This is a genomic window from Vibrio mytili (assembly GCF_000830505.1).
Taxonomy (GTDB): Bacteria; Pseudomonadota; Gammaproteobacteria; order Enterobacterales; family Vibrionaceae; genus Vibrio; species Vibrio mytili.
The window spans coordinates 60,606-82,244 of record NZ_JXOK01000049.1; the positions used below are offsets into that span (position 1 = coordinate 60,606).

The following is a 21,639-nucleotide window of genomic DNA, read 5'->3' on the forward strand; positions in this document are numbered from 1 at the left end:
TATTATTCACCAATACTATTTGCGGTTATCCGCACAGTTTCACATGGTACTGTTACGATACATTCATTTGTATAAATTAAAATGGTTGGGCAACAAGTTGAATGGTTTATGCTTAAGACTGTTGTAACCAATAGCTGCGCCAATGATGGAGGAAGTCGGATGAGAGTGCTACTGGCTCGATGGATGTTTTTTGCTTGTTTTATAAGTGTGCCTGCTTTTGCAGTCGTCACACCGAATCCCCCTCAATTAAATGCTAAAGGTTATGTGTTAATGGACTTTCAGTCCGGAACCATTATCGCAGAGCAAAATGGCAGAGCGGGTTTAGCGCCGGCGAGTTTGACCAAGCTCATGACCGCGTACGTCGTCGGACAGGAGATACATGCAGGTCGGCTCAATTGGGATGATGTGGTGACAGTCAGTGAAAATGCTTGGTCAGCGAAGTTTCCTGGCTCGTCAAAAATGTTCATTAAGCCAAAAGATGAAATTAGTGTGTCAGATTTACTTCACGGTGTGATTATCCAGTCGGGTAATGATGCGTGTGTCGCACTTGCAGAGCATGTTGCGGGTACAGAGCGTGGGTTTGTTGCCTTAATGAATGGGTGGGCAGAAAAGCTTGGCCTTCAAGACACTTACTTTGTCAATTCCCATGGTTTGGACAGCGAAGGCATTCAAACCTCCCCAGAGGATATGGCGAAGCTGATGCAGGCCATTATCAATGATGTTCCCGATGTATATGCGCTCTATAGCCAAAGAGTCTTTAAGTGGAATGACATCACTCAGTACAATCGCAACAAGTTACTTTGGGATAACTCAATCAATGTGGATGGCGGTAAAACGGGATACACCAGTAATGCCGGGTACAGCTTAGTTAGCTCCGCAACAGAAGGCAAAATGCGCTTGATATCGGTCGTTATGGGTGCACCAAGCCCAGAAGCACGGGTCAGCCAATCGAAGAACCTACTTAGCTATGGCTTTCGCTTTTTTGATACCAAGAAAGTCGCAACTCAAGGTCAAGTAGAATCAAAAGTTCGTGTCTGGAAAGGCAGTATCAGTGAAATTGAAGCCGGTTTTGCGAAAGATGCGTACGTAACCTTACCTCGTTCAATGACTGCGAATTTAGAGAAAGTCGTGGAACTGAATGAGCCATTGATGGCTCCACTTCAGGTCGGTGACGTTGTCGGTAAAGTCGTATGGAAAAGTGACGATCAAACGGTCGCGAGTTACCCATTAGTTAGCAAGCAAGCGGTTGAGCCCGGCTCTTGGCTCACCAATATCTGGGACAGTCTTGTTTTATGGGTGACATCATTTTTTAATTAACAACATCAATATTTCTTAGTCAGAAAGTCAACCTTAGCCAAGCTATGGCTCTCGGTTATAAAGCGGCTCTCAGTGATTAAACAGCCTTGCCGTAAAGGTGGGGCTGTTTTAGTATTTCGATTCGTAATGTCATTAAGTCGTTCATCTGTTCTCAACTCACCGCTGATTATTGTGTTTTATTTTCAAATTTAATTTGAAAATGTTTTTAGATCAAACCCGTTTCTTAAATTAACTCATAAGGTTATGCTGTCGGCCAAGACACTATTGTTTTTGGAGACTGTCATGGACATCGTACAAGCCGCTAAATCTCGCTATTCAACTAAAGCTTTTGATCCGACTCGCAAACTACCTCAAGAAAAAGTAGATGCGATAAAAGAGCTGATTCGTTTTAGCCCATCAAGCGTGAACTCTCAACCTTGGCATTTCCTTTTAGCGAGTACCGAAGAAGGCAAGCAGCGTATTGCTAAGGCGGCACAAGGCACTTACGCATTCAATGAAGCGAAAATCTTAAACGCTTCTCACGTTTTGGTGTTCTGTGCAAAGACAGATATTGATGAAGAATACCTTGAAGCGCTGCTGGCTCAAGAAGAGAAAGATGGCCGATACCCAACAGAAGACGCAAAATCAGCCGTTCGAGGTGGTCGCGGCTTCTTCGTTAATATGCACCGTTTCGATTATAAAGATGCGAATCACTGGATGGAGAAGCAAGTCTACCTAAATGTGGGTACGTTGTTGCTAGGTGCATCAGCACTGGAGATCGATGCAGTGCCAGTCGAAGGGTTTGATCCTAAGGTGCTCGATGCAGAGTTTGGTTTACGTGAACAAGGCTATACCAGTGTCGTGATCGTGCCGCTAGGTTACCACGCGGAAGACGATTTTAATGCTAAATCACCGAAGTCACGCTGGGACGAAAGCACTGTACTTACGGAAATTTAATCATACGGTAAAACTTTAGAGCGATGACCTTACTTGAGGTAGGGTTCACTCTCTGATGAATGACAAAATGTTGCCAGTACTTTTGCTCTCTGCTGGCAGCATTTATCTTGGATAAATTCACGGAAAGTGCGGATGCTTGGCGTAAGCAGTCGGCGATCGGCACAAACCATATAAAGTGGCACAGGACCACAATCCCACTCTGGCAGCACTCTTACTAAACGACCTTCAATTAAATCCTGACTAATATCCATTAATGATTTATTCGCGATACCTGTCCCTTTAATAGCAAGGCGATGTGGTAAATCACTGTCGTTGCTCAGTAAGTTACCACTGACGACGATCTGCTGTTTTTGATCTTCTCGTGTCAATGTCCATTTGTTGTAAACCGAGTCTGCAACCATGTAGCATAAACAGTTGTGCTGAGCTAAATCCTCCGGAGACTTCAACTCTGGGTGTTTGGCGACATAGTCTGGAGATGCACACAAAATACGTTCGTTTTTGCCACATAAAGCGAGCACGACTAAATTGGAGTCTGCTGGTTCTCCGTAACGAATCGCAATGTCGACTGGTTTAGCGTACATATCGGTGAGACTGTCCGACAACTCAAGCTTGATGGTGACTTTTGGGTAAAGAGACATAAACTCCTCCACCCAATCGAGCAGCATATTGCGTCCAAAATCGGATGGCGCACTGATGTGTAGTTGACCCGCAAGCTCCCCTCTGGCACTTGAGATTTGATCTAATCCATCTTGCAGCGTTGCCAGTGCTTGGGTGGTTTTATCCAAAAACAATTCACCTTCGGAGGTGAGCCTTAAGCTACGTGTTGAACGTACAAACAGTGGAAATCCGATTTGTTCTTCTAGGCGTTTAATGGATGCACTCACCGCCGCGGGCGTAATATCCATACTGGAGGCAACCTTAGAAAAGTTACCTTGGCGTGCAGTCTCGACAAAAATGTTCAGGTCGTTAAGGGCTTTCATCTCAAAAGGTATCTGGGAATTTAGCCCCACTATAGTAGGTAGTGATCTAAATTCAACGCTTATTAGTGGGGTTATCGTTGAACATGTCGGCCTAGGCGTCCCGACCGCGTTAGTGTAGAAGTCTCGTTGCTGTCAAAAAAGGAGAAGCCGCGCGACAACCTCTCCTTGTTTATCAACTTAATTGATGTGTATTACCAGCCGTGGCTTCTAGATCGAGCACGGATTGGCGTATGTGCTCAGGAACGTCTGTTTTTACATTATTTTTAAAGTCGAACATCACGCCCGTTGCGGTTGCCGTTGTGGTTATCGCTCCCCACTTTTTACTGAATACATGATATTCCATTGTCATGCGATCTGATTGCATGTCTATCACGCGCGATCCAATAAGTAGCGTATCCGGAAAGGTCACGGGAAGCTTATAGCGACATTGTGTTTCGCTCAATACGGGACCAATTTGTGAGGTTTTTAGATCGACCATCATATTGATCTTAGAAAAATAATCGAGACGAGCGGTTTCAAAGTAACGAAAGTAGACGACGTTGTTGACGTGCTGCAGTGCATCCATTTCTCCCCAAGCGACTTTTATTTCCGTCACGACTGGAAAATCTTTTAGTAGTGTATCCATCATCTTTCCTTTTCATTAGCCCTGTCACAGATTTTACTGTGGCTTGTCGGTTTGAGTATTTATTCTAGATGTATTTGCTTCAAATGTAATAAATTTGTTTTTAAAATGTGAATTAAACTGGTAAGTGACATATGTAAAGTGTAGACTTTACTTAGCTAGGCGAGTCAGAGAGTTGGGCGAGTCAAGTTTGCTTTAGGTTAACCACGAAGGAGGTGTTTCGTGACAGAGTTGAAAGGATTCAATCTCGCCAGTGTTGAAAAGCGAATAGACTGGACCAAAGACGTATTCAGTTTACGCGTGTCTGGGGCTTCTTTATCTTTTAAAGCGGGGCAATTTACCAAGTTGGCGTTACTTGATGACGATGGAAACCCTATCAGTCGCGCATACTCCATCGTGAATGCGCCCAGTGAGCAGTTTGATTGGCTGGAATTCCTTATTGTCGCGAACCCAAATGGTCAGCTATCGCCTAAGCTGCAAAATTTAAAAGTGGGCGATGGTATTTATGTTGGGCAAACCGCTCATGGTGACTTAGTGCACGATACGATCCCTAAACAAGCGCATGATTTATGGATGCTTGCAACGGGGACGGGGATTGGGCCTTTTCTTGCTTTGCTCGATGACATTAATCTTCTTCCTCACAATGAAAAAATTGTATTAGTCCATGGCGTCCGGTATGAAAAAGATCTGGTATATCGTTATTTAATTGAACAGTTGCAGCAGCGTTATGAAGGGCGTTTGCAATACATTCCGATTATCAGCCGAGAAGCGGTCGCAGGTCAGCTACAAGGCCGCATCCCAGACTGTATTTCGTCGGGTGCATTAGCGAATAGAGCGGATTTACCTTTTAGCGCCCAAAGTAGTTTTGTGATGCTATGTGGTAACCCAGACATGATTAAAGACACGTCAACGGTGTTACAAGAAATGGGGCTAGAAAAATATCGTACCAGAACTGGTGGAAATATAATCTACGAACGTTATTGGTAATGATGCACGTGAAAAAAGCCACTGATGTGGCTTTTTCTACGACGAGACTGAGAGATAGTCGTAATTATTGTTGATTGAGGTACGCTTTAAAGCGCGCTTTGGTGTCAGCATCTGCTTTTTGATACCAAAAGTGCAGCATCTCTTCGGCTGTTGAATCTGCTTTCGCAGCTTCTGCTCGAGCTTGTTTGAGATCGTCGGGAATTGGAGCTGGCAGAGTCATGGGTTGGACTGCTGCAATCGACACAGCGGCTATACCTCCGGTCTTGTTGTAATCTTCCGTTTCTCGAATGTAGTCGCGGCCAATTTGAACACCAGGTTTGATCAGCTTGTCTTGTTGTACATCAACGGTATTCCCTGACTTATCGTTTAATGTCCAGTCCAGATCGCCAATGTTGTTTTCTGCATCACTCAAATTGCGATATTTTGGTAATTGCATCGTTAGATCCGCATCTGAAGCAACAAACTTAGCGATAATTACGTCGCTTTCGGTGCTAACGCGATCGTTACCTTGGCTAAAAAATGGGGTATAGCGAAATACAAATTGATTCACTCCGTTAGGTAGGATCAATGTTTTTTCGGACGCGAAAAAACCACCTGAGAGCTTCACTTTATCCCCGTTTGCCGCCAGAACAGAGACTTCGTCAGGCACACGTACAGTGACATCCGCGAATGCCATACCACTCATTGTAAGAGCGATCATACAAGTTAAAGGCTTGATCAATTTCATTGTTTTTATCCTAAGCACTGTGATTAGCGATGGATGAGAGTGCACCGTTAGCCATTTGATTGCAACTCTCTACTGTTAGATGAATGAAAAATTCACAGTACCGTCATTTTTGTTGATTGTGCGAGCTTCGACTGACAGTCTGCGCCCGTTGAAGACAACGCATCAGAAAGCAAAACAAACCGCTGTAAGGCAACGGTTTGTTTCTTGTTTATAAGGTTTTTTAAATAAATGACGAAAGATGGAATGCTAAATACCAGCGCCTTGCCCAGAGTTGGCTTGATCATCCACCTCTTGCAGTTCAGCTAACTCCTCTTGTTGTTGAGCTTTTTCAATGTTTAACCACCAAACAAACAGCTCATACCAAATCGCGAGAATCACCGCACCCAAGAACAAACCGACGATACCATAGAACAGCATACCGCCGATGGCACCGATCAGAATCACTGGCATAGGGACATCGACACCACGACCCATTAACATTGGTTTGAGTAAGTTTTCAGATAAAGCACCAACAACGGCCCACACCGTAAACATGGTCGCTGTGCTGCTGTCTTGTGTCATGTACATATAGCCTATGACGGGTAAAACGGCTAACAAGGCGGGCAGTTGAGCGATACACAAAATCATCAAAATGAGCGTGAGTAAGCCAGCGGCTGGAACACCAAATATGAAGAATCCTGCACCGATAATCAGTGCTTGGATTGCAGCAACACCAACCACGCCGAGTAGAACACTCTTTATGGTTCCTGCGATCATTGTTGCCCAGCTTTTCGCATTGTCGCCGGCAGTACGAATGGCAATCGTTGTTAGTCCGGATGACAGTGACTCTGAATAAGTCATGAAGCCTGCCGCAATGGCCAGTGATAAAATGGAAAGTAATAGACTACCAATGGCGCCACCAACCATACCCAGTAATGCCGTTAGGCCAGATTTAATCTGTGGCATAAAGGTTTGTATCGCTTGCTCTAAGTTGGTCGCAAACATTGTCCAAGTATCAAACAGTTTATCGCCGACCAGAGGCCAGTCTGCAACCGAAGGTTTAGGACCTGGTATTTTAACACTTCCGCTTTGCAATACTTCGAGGGCGTGTGTGGCTCCGTCGTAAATGGAACCAGACACCATCACCAGAGGCGTGACCAATAAAGCAATACCCAACAATGCAATCGTCGTGGCTGCTAGTCCACGTCTACCCCCATAGGCGCGTTGCAGTTTTTGGGTGATGGGCATTAATGCTACTGCGATGATCGCCCCCCAGATTACTGGAATGATGAAAGGCTTGATAATATCGTACGTAAACATCAGCAATACGAATATCAAGCCAATACGTATTGATGACTCCACCATGTTACTGATGAAAAGCTTACTTTCATGTCTTTCCGATTGTTTATTCATTTTTATTTACCTGATGATCGATGTTAGAGCTGACGAGGCTTGAAACGACTATTGCCATATAAAACACACCTGTAATTGCCTCTAAATACACAATGACTTGCGCCAAAGGGGTTAGAGGACTGATGTCGCCATAACCTAGCGTGGTTAAAGTGACAAAACTAAAATACGCTGCGTTGGAAAAGTTCTGCCCCCAAGAAATGGCTTCCATACCTGTAAAGGCATTTGGAGAAAACTCAAGTAAGATGAGATAGGCAATGGCCCACATCAAACCAAGCAGTAGGAACAAAGCGACTGAACCGATCACCTTGTTGCTGTTCACAGAGCCTGTAAACAGAATTTGTCTCGCGATCGATTTGAACGTGCCAAAGAAAAACGCGAAGGTCAGCGCAAGCATCACAACGTTCATTTTTTCAATATCAAAAATGGTTTTGAGTGTGATGACAAGCACCCAGATACTCAGGAGAGAATAAAGAAAACGCGACCATGCTTTATCGAAGCGTAGGCTTGCCATACAGACGATAAACGTGATGATCGTCAACGCTTGTAGAATATGTTCTAACGCACCTTCGCCGACTCCCTGAAAAAAAGCACTGCACACAAGTAAGGTCACTAGCGCTAATGTCAGATAGAAAAAATTATTTTCTTCATTGATATTTTTGAGTTTTTTACCAATAACCATGACGGTTCTCACTTAAATTCTAGTCATTCATCTTTATTTCTAGTTATTCACCTGCAGATGATTCGCTCATCACCATAATAGATGCGGAAAGCCCAAATCTCAGTTCAACACCTTCTGGTAATTCTTTGAGCGAAACACGGACAGGAATACGTTGTGCTAAACGAATCCACTGAAAAACAGGATTTACGTTAGGTAATAGGTTGTAACCCACCGTGCCATCTCTTGGCGCAATGCCCCAACCAATGGAGTCTACGGTGCCATCAATCGGTGTATCTGGATGAGACATGAGGGTGACGCGCGCGCTATTACCTGATTTTATTTGAGTAAGTTGATTTTCTCGGAAGAAGCCAAATACCCAAAAACTGTTCTTATCGATCAGTGCCAGTAACGGTTGATTCGCGACGGCCTGGGTACCGTTTCGAATATCTAGGTTAGATACAAAGCCATCCACGGTGGCATATACTTTGGTGAATCCGAGATTTAGTTTGGCTGATTTCAATTGTTCTTCTGCAGATTTGATCTGCAGTAGAGACTCTTCATACGCAATCTCGCGACGAATCAAATCTTTGTGGGATACCGCTCCACGATCTTTGGTGCGGATGTCTTTTAAGCGCTCGTATTCGATCTGTTTTCCACGTGCGTTGACCTTTGCTCTTTCTAGGCCAACTTCCGCTTGAGAGAGCGCAACCTCATAAGTCGTAGGATCGATCTCAAACAGCAAGTCTCCAGCGGTTACTTCTTGGTTGTCTTGTATTGCCACGTTGACGATTGGACCGGACACACGTGGAGCGACTTTTATGACGTTTGCTCGTACCTGACCGTCACGGGTCCAGGGATGATGAAAATACTCGTCATACTTCTGATAGCCTAGCCAAGCTGCGCCGCCAAGAATGACAAGATTGAGTGCAATTACGAATAGTTTTTTCATCTTGTTTGGCACCTAAAATTGAATATAAAAACTGTCAATCGTGACCACATAAAAAACCATGATGGCGATAAAGGTCAGCGATGGAAAAGCGATGAAACGCGATAATCGGGTTTTGTTTAAAATGATGACGGTTATCCATGTGGCGGTCACCGCAAGAAATAGAACTAATAGCAAAGGAGAGAAGTACACATCGCCCCAAGAGAGTTCATACGGCATTATGGCTCCTCCCTTTTAGAGTCCGTTGGATTGTCGGGCGGCTGTTTGATACGCAGTGGCGGTAGTACGCGCTCGTCTTCGTCCAAATACCCACCCCAGTCAACGCGCTGTTGCATTTGCTGAGCAATGGCTTCGCTAACGAAAGGTTTGCCGGTTTTGGTTTGCCATCCCCCGCCTAACGCTTTGTACAACGCCACGACTTGGCTGGCTACGTTACCTTTAATCTGGGCGTAGCTGTCTTCGGCTCGAGTCATCTTCTCGACGGAATTGAGCAGACGTTCAAACGAGATTTGACCGTTTTCATATTGCGTCATCGAGATATTGAATGCGCGAATGGAGGAGTTAACAGACTGCAGGCGCAGGGATTTTTGTTTTACATACAGGTCATACGCTTCTAACGCATTCGTGACTTCGTTGACCGCTTGTAAAACGGCTTTGTTGTAGTTAGTCAACGTCTCTTGGAAGCTGGCATCTTCAAGGCGAATGTTATTTTTTACCCTGCCATATTGGAATATATTCCAGCTAAACGTTGGGCCAATCACCATGGTCAATGAGTCACTAAAACTGAAGCTGTCGCCATCAGGAACGGTACTATCGATACCAATCGAACCAAACAGTGAAAAGCTCGGATACAACGCGGATTCTGCGACGCCAATTTGGGCACTTTGCGCCCGTGCAAGCATTTCTGAGACTTGTAAGTCAGGTCGACGCATGACCAAGTTTGCGTCTATTTTGCTTTGTAAAACGGGAGGGCGAGGCACAATGGATACTTCATCGTTACCCGATAAAGCCAATTTTCGCCCAGTCGATTTAAACTGAGTTTCATAAGCAGTGATACTTTCAGGGATACCATTTGATTCAAGAATGACATCAACCTCTTCGGGCAATACACCTAACAAGAGCGCGAGTGCGGAGCGGGACTGCTTCATCGCGATTTCTAGACCCGGTTGCGCCGCTTTGGTTGTATACAGCTGGTTTTTCGCTTGTTGAACATCAAGTTCGGTGACGTTACCTGAGTCATATTGGACTTGAGTGATGTGCACAACGCGCTCTTGGATCTCGATGTTGCGGCGAGACAACAAAATGCGCTCTTGGTAGGTACGGTAATTAATATAATTGCGTGCTACCTCTGCCGTGATGGTGACCATAATGTCATGGTATGACGCAATCGTTGCATAGTAACCCGCTTCGGCAGATTCAATACCACGAGCGTATTTACCCCATATATCCATCTCCCAAGCCGCATCAAAGGACAGTGCCGCGTTATTAAACCCTTGATCGTTGACGTACGCACGAGCCACATTGCCAGATACGGTTTGTACTTGCGGGTATTGTAAGCCTGTTGTGATACCTAAAAGCGCACGTGCTTGGATGATACGCAAACCTGCCGCTTCCAAATCTAAGTTCTGTTGGCTGGCGATCTCGACTAATTGATTGAGCGTCGGGTCATTAAATTGTTGCCACCACTGCTGCATCTGTTGCTCTGATTGCTGTGTGTACTGCACGGCGCTCTTGAGCGACCAATCACTGGGTAATGCAGACTGCTGTGGATGGACATAGTCCGGTCCCACAGTTGTACAGGCACTGACCCCGAGTAGTGCCAGTAGGGTAAGGCTCGGTTTCGTGAGCTTTGAAATCAACATACCTTCACCTTTAAAACCGTTTCTGACGTAAGTTCACCCAATCGATATCCTCATAGGTCTGCTTGCAATGTTTGATTGCTTCGAACACGTTCCGTTTTAAATTCAGCAAGATATAAAAATCCGCTATCTCTGAATAAGCGTAGTCAGATAAATCAAGTTCACTAAAAAAACCTTCCAATTTATCTTCCAAGACTTGGTAATCTTGACTGTATTGCTCAAACACGGAATCGAGTTCTTCGGTTATCTGATGACTGGCTAACGAGCCTGCCATCAATGGAATAATATTGTCGCTATACTCTTGACGAAGCTTTGTGATAAGGGGGTTCATCGCCAATTTCTTTTCGGCCGACATTAACGTATTGATGTGATTACTCAGCACATCACAAGCGTGGCTGAACGCAGCAATGGCTTGCGGAGTGGTTTTATCAAAGTGCTTGTGATTGATTTTTGAACCCCACACTTTGAGCTTGTGCACAGACACATTAAGCGTCACAAGATGTAGAGCGCATTTCAAAGACGTAAAGTGACGGTTTGGCGGCTTTTGATAGATTGCAAGCAGGCTACGAGTATGCCGGAAATACCGCTCTTTCACCGTTAAAAAAAGGTGCTCTGGCTTTGAACTAAATGGAAAGTAGTGAGCAAAAATGATCATAAATACAACCATATAGAACAAGGTCATGATCGTCATCATAATGCCAAAGTGATACGTCATTGTGTTGTCTAAACCGAGAACGAACAGTCCGATCATGTAGAAAATGGTGATGGGACCATTGAATAGGTAAAACCCAATAAAGGTATAGATGAAGATAAACAGTCCCAGCTCTAACCCGAGATCCAGTTGCGGCAAAATAAATACGTAAGAGGGCACCGCAAACAAGAAACCAAACGTAAACAGAACAAGTAGCAATATGGGATGGACTGGCACAAAAGAGAGCAAGGACATAAAGATGGTTGAGAAAACCACAAATGAATACCCGCCTGGAGGATTAAGGTAAATCCAGATTAACCCTGCAACCCAATAGGTGACGAAGGTCTTTACCGCAGTTTTGAAATTTTCCGCATCCCACCACAAGAACTGACCATTTGCTTTAGGCAGTTGGATATCAAACGAAACACTATGGGTTACCGAGTCGATACAACGAATAGTTTCTGCTAGACGAGAAAGTTGCTGATGCATGGACTCCAATAGATACCCCAATGTTAATGCCGAACCTTTGGTTAGGTGAGGCTTGTTGTCTAGGGACTCATGATTATAGTCAACATTAAAGGGTTGAATGTTGTCAGGGTTCGCTTTGTCATCCCAAGCTTGGTGACAGCTATCAAACAGGGCATTGATTTCATTCTTCGCTTGATCAAAGTTATTGATGAATTCTAGCGCTTCTTGGTGACTAAACTGACTGCGAGCCGCAACAGTCAATTGCTGAGTCACTTGTTTACTAAGGTGCAGCGATAAGCGCCACTCTTTCAAATAAGCCGAGACGTCACTGCATTCCGCACTCACGGTATTAAAGCGTTGCTCTAGTGCATTTTGCGCGACAAATACCTTATCAAGAAGTTCATCGAGGTTAAGTTGAGGAGCAGGGGGGGCCAACGTCATTGCCTCTTCGCTTGGGTTGCCATCTTCTACAGTATGATCGACTTGTTGAGTAAAGTTCTTCACAATCGCGTTGAATAAGTTTTGCTGAGCTTGGTTTAACTGCTCTGTCAATTGTCTGAGGTTTTGCTCTGTTTTGGTTGGGAATAAAAATGTCCCGACGAGCGTGTATACCACCACACCAAACACCGTCATATAGGCGCGATCGATACCGTAAAGAAATGCGCCTTCCGCATCTCCCCCGTTGGACATCATGAGCGTCATAACGCCAGTCAGCATGAGCAAAGTTGGATCTTTTCGGTAGGCGTTGCGGAAGTAAAATATGAATGAAACGACAATGGATACGCTCAGCATGTATAGAAAACGATCTTGAGCAAACCATCCGACAAGCAGCAAACCGACAACGGCACCCGCTATCGTGCCGAGCACACGTAACGTTCCCTTCGCGAGAGATTCTCTGCGACTTCCGGTCGAAGCGATAAGCATTACTGTGGTCGCGGCCGTGGAGGCTTGGGGCCAGCCCATCGCAAAAGGGACCAAGTAAGCCAGCGTGAGGCTAAGCGATACTTTTATGGAGAATTTGATTTTATCATTCATAGTGTCAAAGTCTGCTCGGGCTTATCGTTTTTTCTCTAAAATGATGAATTTATTAATTAATTTGTAATTTTAGAATGTCGTTCTGTCTCCAGTGTGCGGAATGTATCGATAGTAATAATGGGCTTTGTGAACTTATTGTCAGGATTCTTAGCGAACAGAATGGTCAACGAGGCTCTAGCCCTTGGTATGACTCAGTTTTAGATAAAAAGAGCCAAAAATGCGAATATCATGAATTCTCACATGTAAGACATTATCGCTATTGCGGAAGAATACACACTCACCAGAGCACGTTTATCAAACGTGTTTTCTAAGTCTCTAGTCTGATATTTGTTAATGCACATATGCTCATAAAAAGCATAGATCATGAATTCGCAGTTTATGGGAAAGTTTTGTTTTTATTGAAATGTTTTCGGCGGGTTAAGGGGTGGTATTCTGAGAACGAGATACAAAGACTAACGCGATACCACCGAGTACCATCGAGCTTGTCATAATAGCGTGGAAAGAAAAGTACTCCTCCAGAAACATTGCGCCGAGAAGCAAGGTAATCACCGGGACGGAGAGTTGACTGATAGCAGCTTGAAGCAGAGAAAGCTTCTGCATCACTTGATACCACATTAAGTAGCCAACCCCAGATGTCAGTGAGCCAGATACAACCGCAAGCAGGGCTCCTTCACTAGAAACTTGCAGTGAAGACAGCAGCAAGGGAGACACAACCACACTGATGACAGAAGCGGAGATAAATCCCCAAGTGATGCCACTACTTGGAGAGGGTGCTTGTTTACTGAGTGCAGTAAAAACGGCCCAGCAAACACCGGATACTATCATTAATAATGAAGACCAAATATCTGGGCGTGTCGCGGAGGGGAGCATTAACCACACAAACCCGAGTATGGACAACGCGATTCCAAGCACTTCTAATCGATTAAAGCGCTCGCCTTGCCACCAATACATAGTGAGAAGGGTAAGCTGTACCGCGCCAAACAGCAGCAATGCACCAGTGCCCGCGGAGAGTTGTAAATAAGCATAAGAAATAAGGACCGCATAACCAAATAACGAGCAGCCAGAAAATAGGATGAATCGATTATTGGGCTTTTCAGTGCGCAATTTACCCGACATAATCAAGAAAAAAACTAAGGTAACGGCGCCTGAAATTAGGCGAATAAATGTAAAACTGCCTGCATCGCTCAAACCGTCTGCCAGTGCTAAACGGCAGAGCAGAGAATTTGCGGCAAAGGCGAACATGACGATCAGTGTGAGTAGAAAGGTTAACATCCTTGCCCCTAATTGTTGGTGTATCGAGCGAATGTGGCGTTATCGTCATTCAACTGTTTGACAATGCTCTAGTAACAAAACTTACTGGTGTTACACTTTAGTCATGCTAATTAGATAGCATAGGGAAGGAAGACTATGATTTCAATCGAGAAGTACACGCCTCTTCAGCACGATCAAGCATGTGCGCTCAGTGTGTTTGACGAGCAGTTAGCTTACACGGTTTCTGATATAGGGGAGATGCTGAGCTGCGTTACGTCTGATGAAATCCCCCATTTGATAATTCAAGATGGGCAGGTCGTCGGCTTCTTTGTGATGGATTTAGGGTATGCAGACCATTACGATTTTAGCCCTAAGAACGCGATTGGTGTGCGTGCCTTGCTGGTGGATCATCGGTTTCAAGGGCAAGGCGTTGCGAAAAAAGCGCTCTACCAATTGGCTGACTATACTAAACGGCAGTTCCCTACCTTTGACTCGCTCTATCTAACCGTAAACTGTCGCAATATTACCGCCTATCAGTGTTATCTTAAATCTGGCTTTGCGGATACCGGACAGCTGTATTATGGAGGCCCAGTTGGTCCTCAGCACATCATGAAATGCGAGCTTAAGCAATAATTCGGCAGCCATTCGGTCGCCAGTAGCGCATCTAACTATTGAAACAATTCCTTCTTTGACCGTTGCTATTCTTTATCCTGAGAGCAATGACACAGAGAACCGTTGAAACTAAAACTAAAAGGAAAAATCATGATCGATTTTGAAAACTCGTCTGTATTTAAGCTCAAGCCAATTGAAGTAACAAAGGTACGAGATGACTTTCATAAGTTTCTCATTGATGGTGAAGGAGTCTTTGCTGGCTTCAAGACCGTTCGAGATCAAGTGGTGTTTACCAACAAGCGAGTGATAGCGGCAAATGTTCAAGGTCTAACGGGCTCGAAAGTAGATTATACATCGCTTCCTTACAGCAAAATCAGTGCATTTTCAGTGGAGTCGTCTGGCTCGTTTGATTTGGACTGCGAGATAGAGTTTTTCATTAGTGGCGTAGGGCGTGTTCGTTTCGAGATAAAAGGTTCGTTTGACTTGGTCGCTTTCAATCGAATCATCAGTGAGCACGTGCTCGGTTAGCTTAAAGTCAACTCATGCGTTAATCGCTCTTTTTAAGATCCAGCCTCACCAGACTTTGGGAATATTCCTACAACGAGTTTTGTGAATTACTGTTATATTTCATAAAGTAAGCTCACTAATAGATTCGGTGAGACTCCCACGAGAATGATATAAAAAAGAGCGATGATAATGAATGAATTTGCTTTTCGATTGATGAAGTGCGCGCGAACTTATGAAAGTTTTATTGTGGCCAAGCTGGTAGACAAGCAAACCATCGACACGAAAGAGTTGGCTGCAATTGAAAAGGAAGCGATATCTATATTCCCCGAGCTTACCACGCGTAAACAACAAGAGAGCGTGACGGCTGAATTAGAACTGTTTAATAAGGTGTTAAGTAACCTGATTTTAAAAATCGGATTTAGAACTCTGGATAATAGTAGTTCAGTTTACACGCGTTGAGTCGTCGTTTAGTCAAAGGTTTATTCGTCGATTCGCGTATTCAACCGCACACGTTCAACCGCACACGTTCAATCACATAAATAGTGGTATAAAGAGCGTGGTATATACATAACGCCACGCTCACAAGCCTACAAATTACTGCTGACGTCGTCTGCGCCACCAACCGACACAAACTGAGAAGAGAAGCATTCCCGCACCGATGGAGCCTCCACCGCCATTACCGCTTTTTAAAGAGCTTGAATCGTTATTGTCTGAAGTCTCGTCATATTCGGTTTTTTGGCCGGCGCTGGTTTGCGCTTCAATCCATGACGTATAGTGTAATAATTCAGAAAAAACGCTTGGGAAAGAAGGATTCTCACAAACCGTTGAACCGTAGCTAACCACACCGATTTGTTGGTAGTTGCCATTGTCATCTTTATACGTGAGTGGACCACCAGAATCTCCTCGGCAAACCCCAGTATAGTCTCTGTCTTCAAACCCATTGGCACACAAGGACTCTTCAGCGTTATATCCGTTTACCAGTGCAGAACATTCTGAGTCGGTAAGCGGTTGAACTTCGGCCCAACGCAAATAATTCGGTCCACCAGTGTCTTCGGTTGACGTTTGACCGAGTCCAAAGATTTGATAAACCGAACGGTTACTGTAGTCACCAAAGTCTTGTGGCAAGGTAATGGATTGGACGTTGGCGGTGATCGGCTTGGAAAGCTCTAGTATCGCGATATCATTCAGCCAAAGTCTGCTTGCATCGTAGTTTGGGTGAAGAGTGATTGATTTAACATCGATAAACTCATCGACAGAAACATTGTCCATGGTTGGGTTGTCAACCAATACATTTAGGTCGTCTTTGGTCCATCCATCGGTAAACACGCTATCTTCGACACAATGTGCAGCGGTTAATATAAAACGGTCATTGATAATTGAGCCGCCACAAATATTGAAAAATTGTCTCGACCCCATTGTATGGATAATCAACCGGGCAAAAAAAGGCAGTTGATTCGGTGAAGCCTGCTGACCGCCTATGATTGCAGGAGAGAGGTCTCTGTCTGTGGCCGAGTCTTGGGCAACACTGCTGGTGGTTGCTAGAAGGCATACGCCAGTGATTAATACATTCAACAACTTCATAACCCATACCTTTGAGAATCGTACGTCACGTTATTGACCCCAGTCTAAATGCCGTTAAGCAACGCTATTCGCTGGCTAAGTGCGCAGACCGAGAATCAGTGACTTGTAGCAATATTAAATTATAGTAGGAATAAGTTTGAATGGATCACCCTTGCTACTCAATCGATTTTGTATTCATGGTGCACTAAGTAAAGCTAATTTGTGAGGCATTCGGACGTTTTTAAACATCAAGTTACATAACATCTTCATTAAAGCCCATACAGTACCTATTGTTTTAAGTCCGCCGAAATGATTGGGCATGGATACTGTTGATTCTGCTTGCCCGTTTACATCTCTGTACTCCTTGGGTATACAATACTCACTTATTTACGTATTCAAGAGATTCGACAATGGAATTTAAGGTTGATACCCATACCCATACGTACGCGAGCGGTCACGCTTACAGTACCTTGATTGAAAACGCTAAGCTCGCGCAAGAAAACGGTTTACAAATGTTTTGTACTACGGACCACGCAGAGTCGATGCCGGGCGCGCCTCACTATTGGTTTTTCTCCAACCAAAAAATTTTACCTCGCTTCTTAGAGGGGGTAGCGATTCTTCGCGGTGTCGAGTCTAATATTATTAACGCAGAAGGTGAGATTGATATTCCAAGCAGCGTTGACCGTAATCTTGATTGGGTCATCGCGAGCTTTCATGAGCCAGTGTTTACTCCAGCGAATAAAGAAATGCATACTGAAGCGTTATTGAATGTCATAAAAGGCGGACGAGTAGATGCACTGGGTCATCTAGGCAATCCGAATTTTGACTTTGATTTTGAAGTGGTTTTGCAATGTGCGCAGAAACACAACGTCGCGATTGAAATTAATAACACCACACTCAAGGGTAACAGTCGCGTCGGCAGTGTTGATCGCTGCTTTGATATTGCGCAAATAGGCAAAGAATTAGGTGTTTTCTTTACTACTGGTAGTGATGCTCACTTTTGTCATGATGTCGGTAACCTTACATTAGTGGGAGAACTTATGGATGAGATTGGCGTTGATCCCAACAAAGTGATTACTCACACTTCTAAGCAATTTTTGTCGTTCCTAGCATTGCGTGGACGTCAGCCAATTGAAGAATTGAATGCGGCTTTCAGCGAATAAACTTGATTACATTTTTTCCTATGTCCTGTCATTGTTATTGTTTACACTGACGGACTCAATCGCTCAGGTAATTATAAATCTTGAGCTACCAAGCCGACACAGAATTCGGTAGATAAAATCATAAAGCGGAGAAATAAAAATGTTACGTCCTTTAATGCTAGGGTGTGTCATCGCGTTGGGCTCAAGTTATGCAGCGGCAGAAGCGGTAGATTTAAAGCAGAATATGAAGCAGATGAAAATGGACTTTAAACAAGCCGCGGAAGCGTCTGATGTGGAAACCATGAAGTCAGCGATAGACAATATGCAAAATGTCATTGAACAATCTAAGCGCGGAAACTACCCACCAGAAAAGTTTGACACGTATCTAGAGGGCTTTAATAAGCTTACCGTTACCTTAGATAAAATCGATGCTGAGTTAGACGCGGGAAACCTAGACAAAGCAAAAGAGCAGCTGCGTCAGATAGATCAACTGCGCGAAGAGTATCATGATAAACGTAATCCAAGCATTTGGAGTAAGCTATTTGGTTAGGCGAATAGCGTAAACGTAGCATATCAGCGAAGAGAATGTTTTGAGCCCGCGATTAATAATCAGCGGGCTTTTTCATGCCTGTCATTTACGTATAAGCGATGGCGTCTCATCGTTGATAGACCTCTAGTGGCAAACCATCTGGGTCTTGAAAAAAGGTAAACGCCTTGCCAGTAAATTCATCGATGCGAATAGGCTCAACGGCGATATTTTTTGATTCGAGATATTGTTTGACTTGCTCTACGTTGTCCACGTGAAAAGCGAGATGTCGCAGACCTTGAGCTTCGGGGAAGCTTGGCCTTTTGGGCGCATCCGGAAAGCTGAATAACTCGATTTGTGTACCGTTAGGCAAGGCGAGGTCGAGCTTGTATGAATCCCGCGCTCTGCGATAGTTTTCTGCAACAATGGTTAAGCCTAACACCTCTGTGTAAAACTTTTTCGATGTAGAGTAATCGCTGCAAATAATCGCAACGTGATGGACGGCATTAAACATTAGTTTTCCTTAGCTACCAAGTGCTCATTCACAAAGTCAATAAACACGCGTAAACGAGCTGGCATATACTTGGTTTGTGCATATTGCATGGCGATTGCACCATGATAGTTACTCTTGATCATCCAGTCAGAAAGTACTTCAACGACTTCTCCACGGCTTAATGCTTCTTTGATGACAAAGTCATGAAAAATTCCAATGCCTAAGCCATCTTTTACGCCATTCAAGCGCATTTGAGAGTGGTTGACTGCGTAGTGTCCAGTGACTTGGATAGAATGAAATACTTCATCTTTAAAAAAAGACCAAATGTTATCGGTTTCGTTTTCGGCTAGGTAGATGCACTCGTGTTGTTCTAGCTGTGTTGGGTGTTCAGGAATACCGTATTTAACAAGATAGCTAGGTGAAGCGCAAAGCACCAAGTTGGTTTTTCTGATTTCTTTCAAAACCAGATTTTCGTCGGGTTTATCGGTCAGTTTAAATGCGACATCGACACCCTGTCGAAAAAGGTCTATCTCACCATCGGCTGCACGTAATCGTAATTGGATCTTTGGGTAACGTTTAAGAAAGGGCAACACGAAGGTTGGAGCACCGAGTTCAAAAACGCTTCTGGTGCCGCTACCGTTAATGTGCCAGTTGGTTCTGTATGATCTTCAGCTGATAACTCAACGGCTTGTTGTGCCGCATTAACCATGGCAATACTTTGGTCATACACCTTTTGTCCTGCTTGCGTAATGACTAATTTGCGCGTTGTACGTTCAAACAGTTTAACCGATAGCGCTTGCTCAAGCCGGGTGATCAATTTGCTTAATGCGGAAGGTGTGACCCCGAGCTTTTTGGCGGCGGCGGTGAAGCTCCCTTCATTCACGACTAGGATAAATGAAGCAAGATCAGGAAGTAACGCGATGAGTTTTGGGTTAACCATAAATTGTCAGATCTAGACGGTAGAATATAGCGTATTGTCCGGCACAATGTACTTTGGTTCAAGTCCATCAGCTAGCACTCACGCGGTCGCAGACTATGCGCGAGTCAGCGCTATCGATAAACCGCTTTTCCATTTCTTTCTATAGATTACTAGTATTACATACTTGTAGCTCGGGTATTACGTGCTACTTGTGATATTTGATTAACGTGAACTCAGCTAAATAGTCTCAATCGTTAAAATGAAAAAGCATCAACGAAATGCAATCATAAACTAAGGTATGAGTAATTCTAAACTTTGCATGCCTAACATGTATATAAGTGATTATTCTGTATGGTTTTAATTGTGTATAAAGGTGAGTGAGTTTTGTTTTTTTAAGGGAACCCTCCTAAAATTGGAAGCAAGGTCACATAATGGCGTTTGGGTACGTCCAACTGCTGTTTTAATAAGTAATACTAGTTTAGTAACAGAGAGTTACGCTTATCATAATTAGTAACATGGTTAATATTCGACAAGGATTTATACATGAGCATCAAGGAAAAACCTCAGACAGATCGTAGCCGCCGTCAGTTTCTGAAAGGCGCAACGGGCGCAGTTGTCGCAGGTGTCACAGCATCTACTTTTTCTAACGCGGTACAAGCTCGAGGCCATGGACATGGCTGGAGAGGCAATCACTCAGGACATCACAATGAAGATCAATTTTGGCGCCGAGTGAAAAGAGAGTTCGTATTGGACCGTCGTACAACGTATATGAATGTTGGCACTACAGGATCGATGCCAAAACATGTGCTTAAAAATTACGATGATAACAATAAGTTGGTCGCGAAATATCCTTGGGACATGCAAAACAAATTTGGAGCGTGGCCTCATGTAACTGACATGGCAGCGGAAATCGCCCCAGGTTTTGGTGCTGATGGGGATGAAATTATCCTGAGCCGTAATACCACCGACGGTTTATGTACCATCATCAACGGCCTGCATTTTGAAGAAGGCGACGTTATCCTGACGACGCACCATGAGCATATTGCCGCAACGTCTCCACTTAATGTTGTTTCGCAACGTTTTGGTGTAAAAGTCGAGGAGATTCAGCTTCCTGTGTTTACTGGTCACGAAGACGTCTCTGAAGCAGACTATGTTGAAGCATTCCGTCAAGCATTAGAAGCGAATCAAAATGTTCGACTGATCGTTTTCTCTCACATCACCTATAAAACGGGCGCGGCGTTGCCAGCCAAAGCAATTTGTGAACTGGCAAAAGAATACCAAGTACCTACGTTAATTGATGGGGCACATACTATCGGTATGTTTGACCTTGATTTACATGACCTTGATTGTGATTTTTATGCTGGCTCTGGTCATAAATGGCAATGTGGCGCGGGTGCGACGGGGATCCTCTACTTACGTAAAGATGAAGGCGGGGTATTAGGCGGACGACTGAACCAATATTGGTGGGATAGGACAAACCCATTATGGTTGATAAACTCTTCGCTTTCTCACGCAGATTATTTGGGTAAACAAGTCCAACTCCAATACGTAGGTAATGATAACTTTCCGGCGAAGCAAGCACTTACTGATAGTTGCAAAATGTGGGATGAGATTGGCCGTGACCGCATTGAAGAACGAGTCTTATCTCTCGGTAAACTATGCAAAGAACGACTTGCAGAAGCCTTGCCGCAAGCACAGATCTACTCGCCTAATGTGAAAGGGCTAAGTAGTGCGATTACCACTTTCAATCCACTCAATGATGTCACCAACGCAGACGATTTGACTCTATTCCGTGACCGTCTTCGCGAAGAATATGGGTACATTATTCGAACCACGAGTTTCAAATTAAAGAAAGACGATGGGTATGACACACAAGCGCTTCGCATTTCGACACATTTGTTCCATGATGAACAGGATGTGGAGGGATTAGTGCAAGCGATTACTGATCTGTACCACTCTTTCTAAGGGCAAGGTTCCTTCGTATAAAGCGCCCATGTTGGGGCGCTTTACT

22 protein-coding genes and 1 pseudogene are annotated in these 21,639 nt (G+C 44.2%); 9 read left to right on the forward strand and 14 right to left on the reverse strand.

Annotation, left to right across the window (positions count from 1 at the left end; translation table 11 throughout):
- The first annotated feature begins 159 nt into the window (after positions 1–159).
- A complete protein-coding gene (locus SU60_RS12580; protein WP_052481532.1) occupies positions 160–1,317 on the forward strand; it encodes a D-alanyl-D-alanine carboxypeptidase family protein in 1,158 nt (385 codons plus the stop codon).
- Positions 1,318–1,599: 282 nt separating this feature from the next.
- Positions 1,600–2,253: an oxygen-insensitive NAD(P)H nitroreductase gene (gene nfsB / locus SU60_RS12585; protein ID WP_041155806.1), complete on the forward strand. Its 654-nt coding sequence runs from the start codon at positions 1,600–1,602 to the stop codon at positions 2,251–2,253.
- Between the two features lie 29 nt (positions 2,254–2,282).
- Here the strand turns inward: nfsB and SU60_RS12590 are convergent, their stop codons facing one another.
- Positions 2,283–3,233 (reverse strand): LysR family transcriptional regulator, encoded by a 951-nt coding sequence (locus SU60_RS12590; protein ID WP_041155807.1) that lies wholly within the window; start codon positions 3,231–3,233, stop codon positions 2,283–2,285.
- Positions 3,234–3,405: 172 nt separating this feature from the next.
- Positions 3,406–3,858, reverse strand: a complete 453-nt coding sequence (locus SU60_RS12595) for an acyl-CoA thioesterase (protein WP_041155808.1) — start codon at positions 3,856–3,858, stop codon at positions 3,406–3,408.
- Between the two features lie 219 nt (positions 3,859–4,077).
- On the opposite strand from SU60_RS12595, the gene SU60_RS12600 reads away from it, so the two are divergent.
- Positions 4,078–4,842, forward strand: a complete 765-nt coding sequence (locus SU60_RS12600) for a ferredoxin--NADP reductase (RefSeq protein WP_041155809.1) — start codon at positions 4,078–4,080, stop codon at positions 4,840–4,842.
- Positions 4,843–4,906: 64 nt separating this feature from the next.
- On the opposite strand, the gene SU60_RS12605 is transcribed toward SU60_RS12600, so the two are convergent.
- The 9 genes from SU60_RS12605 to SU60_RS12640 form a co-directional block, all read right to left on the reverse strand.
- Positions 4,907–5,569: a DUF2057 domain-containing protein gene (locus SU60_RS12605; protein ID WP_041155810.1), complete on the reverse strand. Its 663-nt coding sequence runs from the start codon at positions 5,567–5,569 to the stop codon at positions 4,907–4,909.
- A 92-nt stretch (positions 5,570–5,661) separates the two neighbouring features.
- Positions 5,662–5,853 (reverse strand): hypothetical protein, encoded by a 192-nt coding sequence (locus tag SU60_RS21720; protein WP_128814672.1) that lies wholly within the window; start codon positions 5,851–5,853, stop codon positions 5,662–5,664.
- Positions 5,816–6,961 (reverse strand): AI-2E family transporter, encoded by a 1,146-nt coding sequence (locus tag SU60_RS12610; RefSeq protein ID WP_041155811.1) that lies wholly within the window; start codon positions 6,959–6,961, stop codon positions 5,816–5,818. The genes SU60_RS21720 and SU60_RS12610 overlap by 38 nt, the downstream gene beginning before the upstream one ends.
- Positions 6,954–7,640 (reverse strand): potassium channel family protein, encoded by a 687-nt coding sequence (locus SU60_RS12615; protein WP_041155812.1) that lies wholly within the window; start codon positions 7,638–7,640, stop codon positions 6,954–6,956. Before SU60_RS12615 ends, SU60_RS12610 begins: the two co-directional genes overlap by 8 nt.
- Positions 7,641–7,683: 43 nt before the next feature.
- On the reverse strand, positions 7,684–8,568 hold the full coding sequence (locus tag SU60_RS12620; protein WP_041155813.1) for an HlyD family secretion protein: 885 nt from the start codon (positions 8,566–8,568) through the stop codon (positions 7,684–7,686).
- A gap of 12 nt (positions 8,569–8,580) precedes the next feature.
- Entirely contained in the window at positions 8,581–8,784 is a 204-nt protein-coding gene (locus SU60_RS12625; protein ID WP_041155814.1) for a DUF1656 domain-containing protein, read from the reverse strand.
- A complete protein-coding gene (locus tag SU60_RS12630) occupies positions 8,784–10,427 on the reverse strand; it encodes a TolC family protein (RefSeq protein ID WP_041155815.1) in 1,644 nt (547 codons plus the stop codon). The genes SU60_RS12625 and SU60_RS12630 overlap by 1 nt, the downstream gene beginning before the upstream one ends.
- A gap of 10 nt (positions 10,428–10,437) precedes the next feature.
- Entirely contained in the window at positions 10,438–12,618 is a 2,181-nt protein-coding gene (locus SU60_RS12635; protein ID WP_041155816.1) for an FUSC family protein, read from the reverse strand.
- A 417-nt stretch (positions 12,619–13,035) separates the two neighbouring features.
- Positions 13,036–13,890 carry a DMT family transporter gene (locus SU60_RS12640; RefSeq protein WP_041155817.1) on the reverse strand — a complete coding sequence of 285 codons (855 nt, stop codon included), beginning with the start codon at positions 13,888–13,890 and terminating at the stop codon, positions 13,036–13,038.
- Between the two features lie 135 nt (positions 13,891–14,025).
- On the opposite strand from SU60_RS12640, the gene SU60_RS12645 reads away from it, so the two are divergent.
- The 3 genes from SU60_RS12645 (at position 14,026) to SU60_RS12655 (ending at position 15,447) form a co-directional block, all read left to right on the forward strand.
- Complete coding sequence (locus SU60_RS12645) at positions 14,026–14,502, forward strand: GNAT family N-acetyltransferase (protein ID WP_041155818.1); 477 nt, start codon at positions 14,026–14,028, stop codon at positions 14,500–14,502.
- 129 nt (positions 14,503–14,631) lie between these two features.
- Positions 14,632–15,009 (forward strand): PH domain-containing protein, encoded by a 378-nt coding sequence (locus SU60_RS12650; protein WP_041155819.1) that lies wholly within the window; start codon positions 14,632–14,634, stop codon positions 15,007–15,009.
- A gap of 168 nt (positions 15,010–15,177) precedes the next feature.
- Positions 15,178–15,447 carry a hypothetical protein gene (locus SU60_RS12655; protein ID WP_041155820.1) on the forward strand — a complete coding sequence of 90 codons (270 nt, stop codon included), beginning with the start codon at positions 15,178–15,180 and terminating at the stop codon, positions 15,445–15,447.
- Between the two features lie 135 nt (positions 15,448–15,582).
- Here the strand turns inward: SU60_RS12655 and SU60_RS12660 are convergent, their stop codons facing one another.
- On the reverse strand, positions 15,583–16,569 hold the full coding sequence (locus SU60_RS12660; RefSeq protein ID WP_041155821.1) for a S1 family peptidase: 987 nt from the start codon (positions 16,567–16,569) through the stop codon (positions 15,583–15,585).
- A gap of 389 nt (positions 16,570–16,958) precedes the next feature.
- On the opposite strand from SU60_RS12660, the gene SU60_RS12665 reads away from it, so the two are divergent.
- Complete coding sequence (locus SU60_RS12665; RefSeq protein ID WP_041155822.1) at positions 16,959–17,711, forward strand: phosphatase; 753 nt, start codon at positions 16,959–16,961, stop codon at positions 17,709–17,711.
- Between the two features lie 139 nt (positions 17,712–17,850).
- Positions 17,851–18,240: a cytochrome b562 gene (locus tag SU60_RS12670; protein WP_041155823.1), complete on the forward strand. Its 390-nt coding sequence runs from the start codon at positions 17,851–17,853 to the stop codon at positions 18,238–18,240.
- Between the two features lie 106 nt (positions 18,241–18,346).
- Here the strand turns inward: SU60_RS12670 and gloA2 are convergent, their stop codons facing one another.
- Positions 18,347–18,730, reverse strand: coding sequence for an SMU1112c/YaeR family gloxylase I-like metalloprotein (gene gloA2, locus SU60_RS12675; RefSeq protein WP_041155824.1), 384 nt, complete (start codon positions 18,728–18,730; stop codon positions 18,347–18,349).
- A pseudogene (locus SU60_RS12680) lies at positions 18,730–19,649 on the reverse strand (LysR family transcriptional regulator). Before SU60_RS12680 ends, gloA2 begins: the two are co-directional and overlap by 1 nt.
- A 522-nt stretch (positions 19,650–20,171) precedes the next feature.
- On the opposite strand from SU60_RS12680, the gene SU60_RS12685 reads away from it, so the two are divergent.
- Positions 20,172–21,593, forward strand: a complete 1,422-nt coding sequence (locus SU60_RS12685) for an aminotransferase class V-fold PLP-dependent enzyme (RefSeq protein ID WP_041155825.1) — start codon at positions 20,172–20,174, stop codon at positions 21,591–21,593.
- Positions 21,594–21,639 lie beyond the last annotated feature (46 nt).

What these genes read in the sequence shown, in the direction of transcription:
- SU60_RS12620 (WP_041155813.1), bottom strand. Translation starts at nt 8,568, where the DNA reads ATGAAAAAACTATTCGTAATTGCACTCAATCTTGTCATTCTTGGCGGC.
- SU60_RS12655 (WP_041155820.1), top strand. Translation starts at nt 15,178, where the DNA reads ATGAATGAATTTGCTTTTCGATTGATGAAGTGCGCGCGAACTTATGAA.
- SU60_RS12595 (WP_041155808.1), bottom strand. Translation starts at nt 3,858, where the DNA reads ATGGATACACTACTAAAAGATTTTCCAGTCGTGACGGAAATAAAAGTC.
- SU60_RS12630 (WP_041155815.1), bottom strand. Translation starts at nt 10,427, where the DNA reads ATGTTGATTTCAAAGCTCACGAAACCGAGCCTTACCCTACTGGCACTA.
- SU60_RS12660 (WP_041155821.1), bottom strand. Translation starts at nt 16,569, where the DNA reads ATGAAGTTGTTGAATGTATTAATCACTGGCGTATGCCTTCTAGCAACC.
- SU60_RS12605 (WP_041155810.1), bottom strand. Translation starts at nt 5,569, where the DNA reads ATGAAATTGATCAAGCCTTTAACTTGTATGATCGCTCTTACAATGAGT.
- SU60_RS12685 (WP_041155825.1), top strand. Translation starts at nt 20,172, where the DNA reads ATGAGCATCAAGGAAAAACCTCAGACAGATCGTAGCCGCCGTCAGTTT.
- SU60_RS12665 (WP_041155822.1), top strand. Translation starts at nt 16,959, where the DNA reads ATGGAATTTAAGGTTGATACCCATACCCATACGTACGCGAGCGGTCAC.
- SU60_RS12650 (WP_041155819.1), top strand. Translation starts at nt 14,632, where the DNA reads ATGATCGATTTTGAAAACTCGTCTGTATTTAAGCTCAAGCCAATTGAA.
- nfsB (WP_041155806.1), top strand. Translation starts at nt 1,600, where the DNA reads ATGGACATCGTACAAGCCGCTAAATCTCGCTATTCAACTAAAGCTTTT.
- SU60_RS12580 (WP_052481532.1), top strand. Translation starts at nt 160, where the DNA reads ATGAGAGTGCTACTGGCTCGATGGATGTTTTTTGCTTGTTTTATAAGT.
- SU60_RS12640 (WP_041155817.1), bottom strand. Translation starts at nt 13,890, where the DNA reads ATGTTAACCTTTCTACTCACACTGATCGTCATGTTCGCCTTTGCCGCA.
- gloA2 (WP_041155824.1), bottom strand. Translation starts at nt 18,730, where the DNA reads ATGTTTAATGCCGTCCATCACGTTGCGATTATTTGCAGCGATTACTCT.
- SU60_RS12625 (WP_041155814.1), bottom strand. Translation starts at nt 8,784, where the DNA reads ATGCCGTATGAACTCTCTTGGGGCGATGTGTACTTCTCTCCTTTGCTA.
- SU60_RS12670 (WP_041155823.1), top strand. Translation starts at nt 17,851, where the DNA reads ATGTTACGTCCTTTAATGCTAGGGTGTGTCATCGCGTTGGGCTCAAGT.
- SU60_RS12590 (WP_041155807.1), bottom strand. Translation starts at nt 3,233, where the DNA reads ATGAAAGCCCTTAACGACCTGAACATTTTTGTCGAGACTGCACGCCAA.
- SU60_RS12615 (WP_041155812.1), bottom strand. Translation starts at nt 7,640, where the DNA reads ATGGTTATTGGTAAAAAACTCAAAAATATCAATGAAGAAAATAATTTT.
- SU60_RS12635 (WP_041155816.1), bottom strand. Translation starts at nt 12,618, where the DNA reads ATGAATGATAAAATCAAATTCTCCATAAAAGTATCGCTTAGCCTCACG.
- SU60_RS12610 (WP_041155811.1), bottom strand. Translation starts at nt 6,961, where the DNA reads ATGAATAAACAATCGGAAAGACATGAAAGTAAGCTTTTCATCAGTAAC.
- SU60_RS21720 (WP_128814672.1), bottom strand. Translation starts at nt 5,853, where the DNA reads ATGATCAAGCCAACTCTGGGCAAGGCGCTGGTATTTAGCATTCCATCT.
- SU60_RS12645 (WP_041155818.1), top strand. Translation starts at nt 14,026, where the DNA reads ATGATTTCAATCGAGAAGTACACGCCTCTTCAGCACGATCAAGCATGT.